The following is a 13,172-nucleotide window of genomic DNA, read 5'->3' as shown; positions in this document are numbered from 1 at the left end:
GGCGGGAAGCCGGCCGGGGCGGAGCACGTCAGCGAGACGCGCGTGCGGCTACAGAGATCAGCCGAGGGTCGCGAGCGCCTGGTTGAAGGTCGCGGACGGGCGCATGACCGCCGCGGCCTTGGCCGGGTCGGGCTGGTAGTAGCCGCCGATGTCGGCCGGGGAGCCCTGCACCGCGATGAGCTCGGAGACGATGGTCTGCTCCTGCTCGGCGAGGGTCTTGGCGAGCGGGTCGAAGGCCGCGGCCAGCTTCGGGTCGTCGATCTGCCGGGACAGCTCCTGCGCCCAGTACAGGGCGAGGTAGAAGTGGCTGCCGCGGTTGTCGATGCCGCCCAGCTTGCGGCTCGGCGACTTGTCCTCGTTGAGGAAGGTGCCGGTCGCGCGGTCCAGGGTGTCGGCCAGCACCTGGGCGCGGGCGTTGCCGGTGGTGGTCGCGAGGTGCTCGAAGGAGGCCGCGAGCGCGAAGAACTCGCCGAGCGAGTCCCAGCGCAGGTAGTTCTCCTTGACCAGCTGCTGGACGTGCTTCGGGGCGGAGCCGCCGGCGCCCGTCTCGAAGAGGCCGCCGCCGTTCATCAGCGGGACGACCGACAGCATCTTGGCGCTGGTGCCCAGCTCCAGGATCGGGAAGAGGTCGGTCAGGTAGTCGCGCAGCACGTTGCCGGTCACCGAGATGGTGTCCTCGCCGCGGCGGATGCGCTCCAGGGAGAAGGCTGTGGCCTCGACCGGGGAGAGGATCTTGATGTCCAGGCCCTCGGTGTCGTGGTCGGCCAGGTACGTCTTGACCTTGGCGATCAGCTGCGCGTCGTGGGCGCGGCCCTCGTCCAGCCAGAAGACGGCCGGGTTGCCGGTCGCGCGGGCGCGGGTGACGGCGAGCTTGACCCAGTCCTGGATCGGCAGGTCCTTGGTCTGGCAGGCGCGGAAGATGTCACCCTTGGCGACCTCCTGCTCCAGGACCGTGTTGCCGTCGGCGTCGACGACGCGGACGGTGCCCGCGGCGGCGATCTCGAAGGTCTTGTCGTGGCTGCCGTACTCCTCGGCCTTCTGGGCCATGAGGCCGACGTTCGGCACCGAGCCCATCGTGGACGGGTCGAAGGCGCCGTGCGCGCGGCAGTCGTCGACGACGACCTGGTAGACACCGGCGTAGCTGCTGTCCGGGAGGACGGCGAGGGTGTCGGCCTCGTTGCCGTCGGGGCCCCACATGTGGCCGGAGGTGCGGATCATGGCCGGCATGGACGCGTCGACGATGACGTCGGACGGCACGTGCAGGTTGGTGATGCCCTTGTCGGAGTCGACCATCGCGAGGGCCGGGCCCTCGGCGATCTCGGCGTCGATGGAGGCCTTGATCGCGTCGCCCTCGGGCAGCGCGCCCAGACCGTTCAGGATGGCGCCGAGGCCGTCGTTGGGCGACAGGCCGGCGGCGGCGAGGGTCTCGCCGTAACGGGCGAAGGTCTTCGGGAGGAAGGCGCGGACCACGTGGCCGAAGACGATCGGGTCGGAGACCTTCATCATCGTGGCCTTGAGGTGCACGGAGAACAGGACGTCCTCGGCCTTGGCACGCTCGATCTGGTCGTTGAGGAAGGTGCGCAGCGCGTCGACGTGCATGACGGACGCGTCGACGACCTCGCCGGCGAGGACCGGTACGGACTCGCGCAGCACGGTGGTGGCGCCGTCGGCGGCCACGTGCTCGATGCGCAGGGTGCCGGCCTCGGCGATCACGGTGGACTTCTCGGTGGAGCGGAAGTCGTTCTCACCCATGGTGGCGACGTTCGTCTTGGACTCGGGGGTCCAGGCGCCCATGCGGTGGGGGTGCGTCTTCGCGTAGTTCTTGACCGAGGCGGGGGCGCGGCGGTCGGAGTTGCCCTCGCGCAGGACCGGGTTGACGGCGCTGCCCTTGATCTTGTCGTAGCGGGCGCGGATGTCGCGCTCCTCGTCGGACTTCGGGTCGTCCGGGTAGTCCGGGAGGGCGTAGCCCTGGCCCTGGAGCTCGGCGACCGCGGCCTTGAGCTGCGGGATGGAGGCCGAGACGTTGGGCAGCTTGATGATGTTGGCTTCCGGCGTCTTCGCCAGCTGGCCGAGCTCGGCCAGCGCGTCGGCGATCCGCTGGCTCTCCTGGAGGTACTCCGGGAAGCTGGCGATGATCCGACCGGCCAGGGAGATGTCACGGGTCTCGACATTCACACCGGCCGTCGACGCGTATGCCTGGATGACAGGCAGGAACGAATACGTCGCGAGGGCCGGGGCCTCGTCAGTGTGCGTGTAGATGATGGTCGAGTCAGTCACCGGATGCTCCGCTCCACAGTCTGCGTCTCTCGTCTGCAACATTGCTCGACATCAAGATATCTCGTGATCGGGCTGGTCTGGACAGCCCCCTGGCGCGAGGTCGGGGAGATGCGCGTCACGCGGGCCCCGGGCCCCGGAACGGCGAGGGCGCCACCGCCGACGTGTTCCGTCGGTGGCGGCGCCCAGGTGTGCGCGTGCGCGTGGCTCGTCAGGCCTGGAGGGCCTTGGGGTTCGGGCCGTACTGGTTCGGCTGCGCGTGGCCCTCGGTCGCCATCAGGACGATGAGCCAGATGCCACCGATGAGGGGCACGAAGCTGATGAGCATCCACCAGCCGGACTTGCCGGTGTCGTGCAGACGGCGGACGCCGACCGCCAGGCCCGGGAGGAAGACGGCCACGGCGTAGATCAGGTAGAGCACCGGGTAGGTGCCGATCACGTTGTCCAGGATCGCGACGACGATCAGCGCGGCCAGGTTGAACAGGAAGAACATCCAGTACTCCTGGCGGCGCGCGCGGCCGGAGAAGTCGGCGTACTTCTTGAGAACGTCGGTGTAGTAGTGCATGTGTCCCCCCAGGGAACGTACGTGGGTCCGGCCTTCTGGAACGGGCCGGGGCAGAACTTATGCCCCCCTTATGCCGGGGTCAAGCCACTTCACGGGGCCGGGAAATGGCCACGAGTGACGAACCTGTGACGGGATCCTTACCTGGGGTCGCGGAAACGGCGCAGTGTCCCCGGAAGTCCGTATCGTCCACGCCACATTCGCACGCACTACCGCCCGAGCCGTGTTCGACGGCCGCCCATATCGTTACCGCACCGCGATGCGCGGGCGCCGCACCAGCAGTTCGGCCCGGGACGGAAAGGGATCCCGTCCCGGGCCGCCGCGCGGTCGTCAGCCGATCGGTCGTCAGCCGCTCGGTCCCGCCGCGCGGTCGTCAGCCGATCGGTCGTCAGCCGATGTGGAAGGAGTCCCCGTACACCTTCCAGTCGAGGGGCGTGTTGAGGTTCAGGTTGCCCTTCTTGAGGAAGACCCGCTGCGCGGTGTCCACGCGGCTGGTGTCGCTGTGCGCCTCCTCCTGCTTCATCGCCCAGACCCGGGCGTCGAGGAAGGCGTGGAGGTAGGCGGTCTCGTTGCCGCCCTGGGACGGGGGCTTGGCCTTGGAGAGCGCGCGCTTGCGGATGCTGCGGAAGCTCGTGGAGTCGGTGCCGTCGCCGTGCATGACGATGGCGTCGTAGTACATGAACTGGCCGAGCACGCCGATCCCGTCGGCCTTGCCCTGCTTGACCGCCGGGTTGAAGTAGACCCGGTCGCGCTCGTGGTCCTGGGCCTTCCTGAACTCCGCGTCCTGGGCCGCCTTCGCCCAGTCCCTGGTGAAGTTCGGGTCGAGACCGGCGTGCGAGTCGGTGCCGTCGACCTTGCGCAGGGCCGGGAGGTACTTGGCGAGGACGTTGCCGGGCTTGACCTGGGTGTAGTACTCGACGAGGTCGAGCATGTCGCCGGTGCCGGAACAGAAGCCGATGATGCCGGCCGTGTAGCCGCGGCCGTCGTCTATGTCCTCGATGTACTTGTACTGGGCCTTCCAGTCCAGCGAGGAGTTCTCCGCGCTGGAGACGATCTTCATGGCGATTTCCTTCTTCGCCGGATCGTCGAGCCCGACGGCCGCTGCCGCCACCGTCGCCGTCGCCGTCTGCGCGGCGGGGGCGGAGCCGGCGTCGGCGGCGGCGTGGGCGGTGACGGGTACGGCGAGGAGCGCGCTGCCGAGCAGGGCGCCGCCGATCGACAGCATCGTGCGGTGGGGGGCGAACACAAGGCCTCCGTGGGGTAGTTGAGGCGTCCCGATGTCGTTAGGAAACTTTACTACCAGAGTTCACGGCAGCTCAAGACCCGCGCCCGCACGGAATGGGGCGTCAAGTGTTGGCGGACGTCAGGCCGTTGGTCGCGGGGTCAGAGCCAGCCGTTGCGCCGGAAGCCGCGGTGGATGACGAAGCAGGCCACCGCCATGATCCCGAGGACGAGCGGATAGCCGTACGTCCAGTGCAGTTCCGGCATGTGGTCGAAGTTCATGCCGTAGACCCCGCACACCATGGTCGGTACGGCCACGATCGCCGCCCAGGCCGTGATCTTCCGCATGTCCTCGTTCTGCGCGACGGTCACCTGCGCGAGATGGGCCTGGAGGATGGAGTCCAGGAGGTTGTCGTAGGCGCCTATCTGATCGGTGGCCCGCGTCAAGTGATCGGCCACGTCCCGGAAGTACGCGCGGATCTCCGGCGGGATGACCGGTATCGGCTGCGTGGCCAGCTGCTGCAGCGGGCGGCTCAGCGGGGCCACCGCCCGGCGCAGTTCCAGGAGTTCGCGCTTGAGCTGGTAGATCCGGCCGGCGTCGCCGCGGCCGCCCGCCTCGCTGAACACCGCGGTCTCGACGGCGTCGATGTCGTTCTGCACGGCGTCCGTCACGGCCGTGTAGTCGTCGACCACGTGGTCGGCGATGGCGTGCAGAACCGCCGCGGGTCCCTTGGCCAGTTGGTCCGGTGCCGCTTCCAGCTCCTCGCGGACCGGGCCGAGGGTGCCGCGGCCGCCGTGCCGGATGGTGATGACGAAGTCGTCGCCGGTGAAGGCCATCAGCTCGCCGGTCTCCACCACCTCGCTGGTCGCGGTCAGCTCCTCGTGCTCCACGTAGCGCACGGTCTTGAAGACGGAGAACAGCGTGTCGTCGTAACGCTCCACCTTGGGACGCTGGTGCGCGTGCACGGCGTCCTCGACGGCGAGCGGGTGCAGGTCGAACAGGGCGGCGAGCCCGGCGAGCTCGGAGGCGTCCGGCTCGTGGAGGCCGATCCAGACGAAACCGTCGCCCGCCTTGCGGACCCGGCGCAGCGCGTCCTCGACCTCCGCGCAGTCGGCCTGCCGTACGCCCTCCCGGTAGACCACACAGTTGACCACCGCGCTGCCGAGGGGGGAACGGGCCGGGTGGCTGAGGTCGACGGCGCGCCGGTAGCCGCGGCGCACGGCCCGGCGAAGGCTGCTGAACATGGACAACGGCGTATTCCCTTTCGGTGGATCGCCGGCCAGTCTGCCATCGCCGCCGGGTCGCCCCCGAACCGGCTCAAGCCCGGCTCCAAACCGGCTCAAGCCCGGCTCAGGCCCGGTCGATGAACACGCTCGTCGACTTCACCCGCGCCGTGGCCCGCGCGCCCACCACCAGTCCGAGCTCCTCCACCGCCTCCCGCGTGAGCAGGGACACGATGCGGTGCGGCCCCGCCTGGATGTCCACCTGCGCGTCGACCGTGCCCAGTTTGACCCCGGTGACGATCCCGGGGAAGGCGTTGCGCGCCGAGGTGTACGGGGCCTCCTCGCCCTCGGCGCCCTCCTGCGCGACCTCGACGCAGAACGCGGCCAGGTCGGGCCCGTCCACCATCCGCCGCGCGCCTTCCCGGCGGGTGGGGAACCGTTCGGCGTCGGCCCAGCGGCGGGCGGTGTCGACGCTGACGCCGAGCAGCCGCGCCGCCTGGCCGATGGTGTAGGACTCCATGGCCCGCAGCTTAGGGGGTGCAAGACACCCACTCCCTAGGCGCCGCCCCGCGCGCGGAGGGTGTCCCCCGCATCGGGGGCGGCCCCCGGGGGACCACCGGGTGCAGGGGCCCGCAGCGCCTCCGCGGCCGCCGCCGCGATCACTCGCGCCACCGTCGACAGGGCCGGCGAGTCCAGCTTCCACTGCTGCCAGTACAGCGGCACGTCCAGCGGACGGCGGGGCGCCAGCAGCACCAGCCTCCCCGAGCGCACCAGCGGCTCCGCCTGCTGCTCGGGCACCACTCCCCACCCCAGCCCCGCGACCACCGCGTCGCGGAACCCCTCCGACGTTGGTACGTAGTGCCGCACCGGCCCCGCCCCGGCCGCCGCGCCCCGTTCCCCGCCCGCCGCGTCCCGCGCCAGCGACCGTACGAACGCGTCCTGGAGGTCGTCCTTGCGGTCGAAGACGATCGTCGGCGCCGCGCGCAGGTCCCGCTCCAGCTCCCCCGTCAGGTAGCGGGCCGCGAAAGCGGGGCTCGCCGTCGGCAGGTACCGCGCCAGCCCCAGCATCCGTACGCTGCACCCCGCCACCGGGTCCGGCGAGGAGGTCACCGCCGCCATCACCTGCCCCTCCCGCAGCAGGGCCGTGGTGTGCGACTCGTCCTCGCGGTGCAGCTCGATGCAGACCGGCGGGTCCTGCGGCACCCGGGTCAGCGCCGGCAGGAACCAGGTGGCCAGGGAGTCCGCGTTCACCGCGATCGGCAGCCGGACCGGCCCCGTCCCCTCGGCCATCCCCAGCTCGGCCCGCGCGTCCCGCTCCAGCCGGGCCAGCTGCCGGGCGAACCGGACCACGACCTCCCCCGACGCCGTCGCCCGTACCGGCTTCGTCCGCATCAGCAGCACCCGCCCCGTGCGCTGCTCCAGTGCCTTGACCCGCTGGCTGACGGCGGAGGGGGTCACGTGCAGGGCCGCGGCGGCCGCGTCGAAGGTGCCTTCGTCGACCACCGCCAGCAGGGTCCGTACCTGGTCCAGGGGAAGCTCGTCCATCACGAAAGTTAATGGTACGTAAAAACCTTTAGCTGTACTGAACAACCTCCGCTGCCTACGGTCGGAGGCATGACACACGGCATCATCACGGCGGCCCTCGCCGGCTTCGGCACCGGACTCTCCCTCATCGTCGCCATCGGCGCGCAGAACGCCTTCGTGCTGCGGCAGGGAGCCCGTCGCCACGCCGTCCTCGCCGTGGTGGCGATCTGCGCGGTCTCCGATGCGGTGCTGATCGCGCTCGGCGTGGCGGGGGTGGGCGCCTTCGTCACCGCGTGGCCCGCCGCCCTGACCCTGGTCGCCCTGGCCGGGGGCGGATTCCTGATCTGCTACAGCGTCCTCGCCGCCCGCCGGGTGCTGCGGCCCGACCCGGCCGCCGCCCTCACCACCGGGGGCGCGGCCCCCGGCTCCGCCCGCCGGGCCGTGCTGACCTGCCTGGCCATGACCTGGCTCAACCCGCACGTCTACCTGGACACCGTCCTGCTCGTCGGCTCCCTCGCCGCCGACCGCGGCGACCTGCGCTGGGCCTTCGGCGTCGGAGCCGGGCTGGCCAGCCTGGCCTGGTTCGGCGCCCTGGGCTACGGGGCCCGGGCGCTGAGCGGCCTCCTGGCCCGCCCCTCGGCCTGGCGGGTCCTGGACGGGCTCGTCGCGGCGACGATGGTCACCATGGGCGGACTCCTCGTGGCCCGCGCCTGAGGTCTTCGGGCCGCACGCGCGCGGCTCCTCGCGGCCCGCGCCTGAGGTCCTGGGGCCGCGCGCGCCAGTAGCGTCGGCAGCCCGGCACGGTGCTCGCGCCGGCGCCCCGACCCCAGGAGACCTCCGTGCCCCACCGCCCCTCCCCCGACGAGGTGCGCGCGTACTACGCCGCTCAGCCGGCCCCGCTGGTGGCCGCCACCGGGATCGTCCTGGACACCCGGGGGCGGGTCCTCGTACTGACCACCTCGTACAAGCCGGACCTGGAGCTGCCGGGCGGCACGGTCGAGGACACCGAGACCCCGGAGGAGGGGCTGGCCCGCGAGCTGGCGGAGGAGCTCGACCTGCGGCTGCCGGTGGGGCGGCTGCTCGCGGTGGATTCCCGGCCGCCCGGCCCGCTCGGCCGCTCCCTGGTCGTGCACCTCCACCTCGTCGGCCCGCTGTCGCCGCAGGAGGCCGCGGCGATCTCGTTCCCCGACGGCGAGATCACCGAGGCGCGCTGGCTGCGGCCGGACGAGGCCTGCGCGGTCCTGCCCGCGCGTGTCGCACCCCGGCTGCGCGCCGCGCTGGCCGCCCTGCACACCGGCTCCTTCGCCCACCTCGTCGACGGGGTGCCCCACCCCGGATCCCCCGCCGGCCTCGACCCTGCCCGGCGCTCCGCGCTGGAGCACGCGGGCGCCCTCGACGCGGCCAGCCACCGGGCCAACCGCCCCAAGGCCGTGACCGCCGCGAGCGTGGTGTTCACCGCCGCCGACGGCGGAGTCCTGCTGGTCCAGCCCGCGTACGGCAGGACCGACCGCTGGCACCTGCCCGGCGGCGGCATCGACAGCGACCTCGGCGAGACCCCGCGCGGCGCCGCCCGGCGGGAGGTCCACGAGGAGCTCGGCCTCGACCTCGCCCCGGGCCGCCTCCTCGCCGTGAACTGGTCCCACAAGCCGGGCCGTCCGGCCCGCATCCGTTTCCTGTACGACGGCGGCGTCCTCGACGCCGCCACGCTCGCCCGGATCCGGCTGGACCGCACCGAGCTCCTCCAATGGCGCACCGTCGCCCCGGAGGAGCTCCCCGCCCTGGTCAAACCCGCTCTGCGGCGCCAGATCACCGCCTGCCTCACCGTCCGCGCGACGGGCGGCGGCCCGGTGGAACTCCACGCGGGCCGGGGTTAACGTCGCGGCATGGACGGTGATCGCCGAAGGTGGCGCCAGTGCTTGCTCGGCGGGACGGTCTTCGCCGTATGCATGGCCGGCACCACCCTGCCCACCCCCCTCTACGGCCTCTACCAGGAGAAGTTCGGGTTCTCCGAGCTGGTGGTCACCGTCGTGTACGCCGTCTACGCCTTCGGGGTGATCGGCGTACTGCTGCTCGCGGGCAACGCCTCGGACGCCGTGGGCAGGCGCCCGGTGGTGCTGGCGGGCCTGGGCTTCGCCGCGGCGAGCGCCGTCTGCTTCCTGTGCGCCACCGGGCTGGGCTGGCTGTACGCCGGGCGGTTGCTGTCGGGGCTGTCCGCCGGGCTGCTGACCGGCGCCGCCACGGCGTACGTGATGGAGCTGGCGCCCCCGGGCGACGCCTCCCGGGCCACGTTCGTGGCGACGGCCGCCAACATGGGCGGGCTGGGCTGCGGTCCGCTGCTGGCCGGGGTCCTCGCGCAGTACGCCGCCTGGCCCCTCTACCTGACCTTCGTCGTGCACCTCGCCCTGGTGGCCGGATCCACCGCCGTGCTGCTGGGGCTCCCCGAGACCGTGGAGCGGCGGCGGCCACTGAGCACCGTGCGTCCGCAGCGGCCGGGTCTGCCCCCGCAGGTGCGCTCGGTGTTCGGGCCCGCCGCGATCGCCTCGTTCGTCGGCTTCGCCCTGTTCGGGGTGTTCACGTCGGTCAGCCCGTCCTTCCTCGCGCAGTCCCTGGACGTGCACAACCGCGCCGTGAGCGGGCTGGTCGTCGCGCTGGCCTTCTTCGCCTCGACCGCGGGGCAGCTGGCGGTCGGCCGGATCGGGGTGGGGCGCTCGCTACCGCTGGGCTGCTTCGGGCTGCTGGCCGGGCTGGCGCTGCTCGCGGGCGCGCTGCGGTGGGACCTGCTGCCGCTGGTGGTGGCGAGCGCGCTCGTCGGCGGGGCCGGACAGGGGCTGGCGTTTCGCGGAGCCCTGTCCGCGGTGGCCGGGGCGTCTCCCCCGGACCGGCGCGCGGCGGTGATCTCGACGCTCTTCGTGGTGGCCTACGCGGGCATCTCGGTGCCGGTGATCGGCGTCGGGGTCCTGGCGGACCCGATCGGCCTGGAGGGCGCGGGGCTGGTGTTCATCGCCTGTATGGCCGTCCTGGTCCTGACCGCGGCCGGCTACCTGCTGCGGCGGCCGGTACGGGCCGGCGCCTGAGCCGGGAACGACGGCGCCCCGCCCCCGAGCGCGTGCTCGGGGGCGGGGCGGCCGTCACCGTCATGCGGTCCGCGGGGATCAGACCGCCGGAACCGGGTAGGTCGGGTACTCGACACCGGACACGTGCTGGACGACACGGATGACCTGGCAGGAGTAGCCGAACTCGTTGTCGTACCACAGGTAGAGGATGGCGTTGTCGCCGTCGACCTTGGTGGCTCCGGCGTCGACGATCGACGCGTGGCGCGAGCCGACGAAGTCCATCGAGACGGCGTCGGGAGCGGTGGTGAAGTCGATCTGGCGCTTCAGCGGCGAGTTCAGCGACACGTTGCGGAGGTAGTCCAGGACCTCTTCGCGGGTGGTCTCGCGGCCGAGCCGCAGGCTGAGGATCGCGATCGAGACGTCCGGCACCGGGACACGGATCGAGCTGCCGGTGATGGGCGCCTTGAGGTCGGGCAGCGCCTTGGCGACCGCGGAGGCGGCGCCGGTCTCGGTGATGACCATGTTGAGCGGCGCGGAGCGGCCGCGACGGTCGGCCTTGTGGTAGTTGTCCAGCAGGTTCTGGTCGTTCGTGAACGAGTGGACGGTCTCCACGTGGCCGCGCAGCACACCGTATTCGTCGTCCATCGCCTTCAGCGGCGGGACGATCGCGTTGGTGGTGCAGGACGCGCAGGAGAGGATCTGCTCGTCCGGCTTGATGGTGTCGTGGTTGACGCCGTGGACGATGTTCGGGACGTCGCCCTTGCCCGGGGCGGTCAGGACGACCTTGTCGATCCCGGGGCGCAGGTGCTTGGAGAGGCCCTCGCGGTCGCGCCACTTGCCCGTGTTGTCGATGAGGATGGCGTCCTTGATGCCGTACGCGGTGTAGTCGACCTCGGACGGGTCGTTCGCGTAGATCACCTTGATCGCGTTGCCGTTGGCGACGATCGTGTTCGTCGCCTCGTCCACGGTGATGGTGCCCTGGAACTGGCCGTGGATCGAGTCGCGGCGCAGCAGCGAGGCGCGCTTGACGATGTCCTGGTCGCCGCCCTGGCGGACCACGATGGCGCGCAGGCGCAGACCGTTGCCGGAGCCGGCCTTCTCGATGAGCAGGCGGGCGACGAGGCGGCCGATGCGGCCGAAGCCGTAGAGGACGACGTCGCGGCCCTCGCGGCGCTCGACCTTGTTGGCGCCGGTGGCGCCGGCGACGGCGCCGGCGGTGAACTCCGCCACCGACAGGCCGCGGTCGTCGTTCTTGTACGTCGCGGCGAGCATGCCGATGTCGATCTGGGACGGGCCGAGATCGAGGGTGGTGAGAGCCTGCAGGAACGGCAGCGTCTCGGTGACCGAGAGCTCCTCACCGTCGATCTGCCGTGCGAATCGGTGGGTCTTGAGGATGCTGACCACCGACTTGTTCACCAGGGAGCGGCTGTGGAGGAGGACGGTGACGTCCTGCTCCCGGTGCAGCTTCCCGATGATCGGGATCATCGACTCCGCGATCTCCTCGCGGTGCTTCCAGCTGGTGAACGAGTCCTCATTGACAGTCACAGGATTATCTTTCGAGCTAGGCGGTGCTCATATGCTAACCCGCCCCTCCTGCGGCCACTGAGCCGGTACCGGCACCCGAGACAGGGGGTGCTCATATGTGCCGGTTCAGAACGCATTGCGGCGGCGCAGCCTCAGCGGCCGGCCGTCCGGATCGATCAGGACGCGGTTCAGTGGGGTCGCGAGCGCGCGCTGGGTCACGGGCAGGTCCGGTGGCTCGTAGCGGCGCAGCCGGCCCGGCGGCCGTGGCCCGCGGCAGCCGCCCGCGTACCAGGCGTCCAGTCCGGCGGCGGCCTCCGCGAAGGCGTCGAAGGCGGCCACGGGATCGCACAGCGCGTCCTGCGCCGGCTCCCCCGCCGCGGCCCCGGTCTCGGCTCCGGCATCGGCAACGGCAACGGCATCGAGGTGCTCCCGCATGAGGTCCAGGCGCAGCTGCCGGGCGAAGGCGCGCGCGCCGTCGCCGAGGCCTCCCGGGTCGGCCGGCCGCCGGGGGTCCGGATTCTCGTCGTACACCACGCAGCTCAGCTCCGAATCGTGCGTCCACGAGCGGAGGTTGATGTTGTCGGACCCCACGGTGGCCCACACGTCGTCGATCACGCACACCTTGGCATGCACGTAGACGGGGGTTCCGGCGCGGTTCTCCAGGCCGTACACCGCGACCCGGTCGCCGCCGGCCCGGCGCAGCGCGTCCAGGGCCGTGATGCGCCCGATCAGGTTCATGGGCCGGGTCAGCCGGCCGTCCTGCTCCGGGACCGAGGGGATGACGCCGACCAGCCGCAGCCGCTCGTGCGTGCGCAGCGCCCGGGCGAAGCACTCGACGACGCGCGGGGACCACAGGTACTGGTCCTCCAGGTAGATCAGCACCCGGGCCCGCCGCAGCGCCTTGAGGTACCCGCGGGCGATGCTGCGCTCGCCGTCGGGGGCGAAGGGGTAGCCGGACAGCAGACGGTTCGGATAGGTCCGCAGCACTTGTACGGTGTGCGTCCCGCGGGGTGCCGGATCGGCTGCCTGCGCGGGCAGGCCGTCCGCGTGGACGTCCTCGCGGTGCAGCAGCTCCCGCAGCCGGGTGAGCGGGCTGCGGCTCAGGGGCGCCGGGTCCTCCCACCGCTCGCGGAAGACGGCCTCGATGTCGCCGACGACGGGCCCGCGCAGGGCGAGCTGGACGTCGTGCCACGGAGGGTTCGGCCCGTAGCCGGGGGCCAGCGGCAGCGACTGGCGGTCGCCGCGGTGCGCGGCGTCGTCGTTGCGGTTGTGGCAGAGGTCGATTCCGCCCACGTAGGCGACGTCCCGTTCCGCGCGCCCGTCATGACGCAGCACCACCAGCTTCTGGTGGTGGGAGCCGCCGGGCCGCACCCGCATGTCGAGGAGGCACTCGCCGCCGGCCGCCGCGATCTCCTGCTCGAAGCGGAGGTTCTCGCCCAGACTGTAGTTGAGGCGGTCCAGGTGGGAGCGCCACAGCAGCCCCTTGACGCGGACGCCCCGCTCCGCCGCCGCGCACAGGACGGCGCCGATCTCCGTGCCGGGGCCGTCGAGCCGCTCGTCGGGATCTCCGCGCCAGTCGGTGAACAGGAGCAGGTCGCCCGCGCGCATCGCGCGGACGGCCGCCAGGAGCTCCTTGAAGTAGGCGGCGCCGTGGACGAGGTACGACACCTGGTTGCCCTCGGACCAGGCCCGTCCGTCCGGACGTCGTTCGTCCAGGCGGGTCGCGGGGTTGCCGCGTTCGCCCCGTACCAGGAGCCAGTCGGCGTGCGTCACGGCATCGCACCTCCAGC

11 protein-coding genes are annotated in these 13,172 nt (G+C 71.9%); 3 read left to right on the top strand and 8 right to left on the bottom strand.

Annotation, left to right across the window (positions count from 1 at the left end; translation table 11 throughout):
• Window positions 1-57: 57 nt before the first annotated feature.
• From AC07DU_RS12205 to AC07DU_RS12180, 6 genes are all read right to left on the bottom strand, one after another.
• Window positions 58-2,277 carry an NADP-dependent isocitrate dehydrogenase gene (locus AC07DU_RS12205; RefSeq protein WP_360888830.1) on the bottom strand — a complete coding sequence of 740 codons (2,220 nt, stop codon included), beginning with the start codon at window positions 2,275-2,277 and terminating at the stop codon, window positions 58-60.
• Window positions 2,278-2,485: 208 nt separating this feature from the next.
• A complete protein-coding gene (locus AC07DU_RS12200; RefSeq protein ID WP_479027525.1) occupies window positions 2,486-2,839 on the bottom strand; it encodes a DUF805 domain-containing protein in 354 nt (117 codons plus the stop codon).
• Window positions 2,840-3,224: 385 nt separating this feature from the next.
• Window positions 3,225-4,061, bottom strand: a complete 837-nt coding sequence (locus tag AC07DU_RS12195; protein ID WP_479111155.1) for a chitosanase — start codon at window positions 4,059-4,061, stop codon at window positions 3,225-3,227.
• A 158-nt stretch (window positions 4,062-4,219) separates the two neighbouring features.
• Window positions 4,220-5,302, bottom strand: coding sequence for a magnesium/cobalt transporter CorA (gene corA / locus AC07DU_RS12190; RefSeq protein ID WP_360888837.1), 1,083 nt, complete (start codon window positions 5,300-5,302; stop codon window positions 4,220-4,222).
• A gap of 106 nt (window positions 5,303-5,408) precedes the next feature.
• Entirely contained in the window at window positions 5,409-5,801 is a 393-nt protein-coding gene (locus tag AC07DU_RS12185) for a TOBE domain-containing protein (protein ID WP_360888840.1), read from the bottom strand.
• Between the two features lie 35 nt (window positions 5,802-5,836).
• Window positions 5,837-6,826 (bottom strand): LysR family transcriptional regulator ArgP, encoded by a 990-nt coding sequence (locus AC07DU_RS12180; RefSeq protein ID WP_479111002.1) that lies wholly within the window; start codon window positions 6,824-6,826, stop codon window positions 5,837-5,839.
• 69 nt (window positions 6,827-6,895) lie between these two features.
• On the opposite strand from AC07DU_RS12180, the gene AC07DU_RS12175 reads away from it, so the two are divergent.
• The 3 genes from AC07DU_RS12175 (at window position 6,896) to AC07DU_RS12165 (ending at window position 9,879) form a co-directional block, all read left to right on the top strand.
• Window positions 6,896-7,519 carry a LysE/ArgO family amino acid transporter gene (locus AC07DU_RS12175; protein WP_479111000.1) on the top strand — a complete coding sequence of 208 codons (624 nt, stop codon included), beginning with the start codon at window positions 6,896-6,898 and terminating at the stop codon, window positions 7,517-7,519.
• A 125-nt stretch (window positions 7,520-7,644) separates the two neighbouring features.
• Complete coding sequence (locus tag AC07DU_RS12170) at window positions 7,645-8,679, top strand: NUDIX domain-containing protein (protein WP_479110998.1); 1,035 nt, start codon at window positions 7,645-7,647, stop codon at window positions 8,677-8,679.
• A 9-nt stretch (window positions 8,680-8,688) separates the two neighbouring features.
• Window positions 8,689-9,879 carry an MFS transporter gene (locus tag AC07DU_RS12165; protein ID WP_479110996.1) on the top strand — a complete coding sequence of 397 codons (1,191 nt, stop codon included), beginning with the start codon at window positions 8,689-8,691 and terminating at the stop codon, window positions 9,877-9,879.
• Window positions 9,880-9,957: 78 nt separating this feature from the next.
• On the opposite strand, the gene AC07DU_RS12160 is transcribed toward AC07DU_RS12165, so the two are convergent.
• Both AC07DU_RS12160 and AC07DU_RS12155 read right to left on the bottom strand, forming a co-directional pair.
• Entirely contained in the window at window positions 9,958-11,403 is a 1,446-nt protein-coding gene (locus AC07DU_RS12160) for a glyceraldehyde-3-phosphate dehydrogenase (protein ID WP_360888854.1), read from the bottom strand.
• Between the two features lie 105 nt (window positions 11,404-11,508).
• On the bottom strand, window positions 11,509-13,155 hold the full coding sequence (locus AC07DU_RS12155) for a phospholipase D family protein (protein WP_479110994.1): 1,647 nt from the start codon (window positions 13,153-13,155) through the stop codon (window positions 11,509-11,511).
• Between the last annotated feature and the right edge of the window lie 17 nt (window positions 13,156-13,172).

The organism is Streptomyces sp. NPDC045695, from assembly GCF_056432025.1.
Note: the sequence above shows the minus strand (reverse complement) of the source record. Positions and strands in the feature narration are given on the sequence as shown.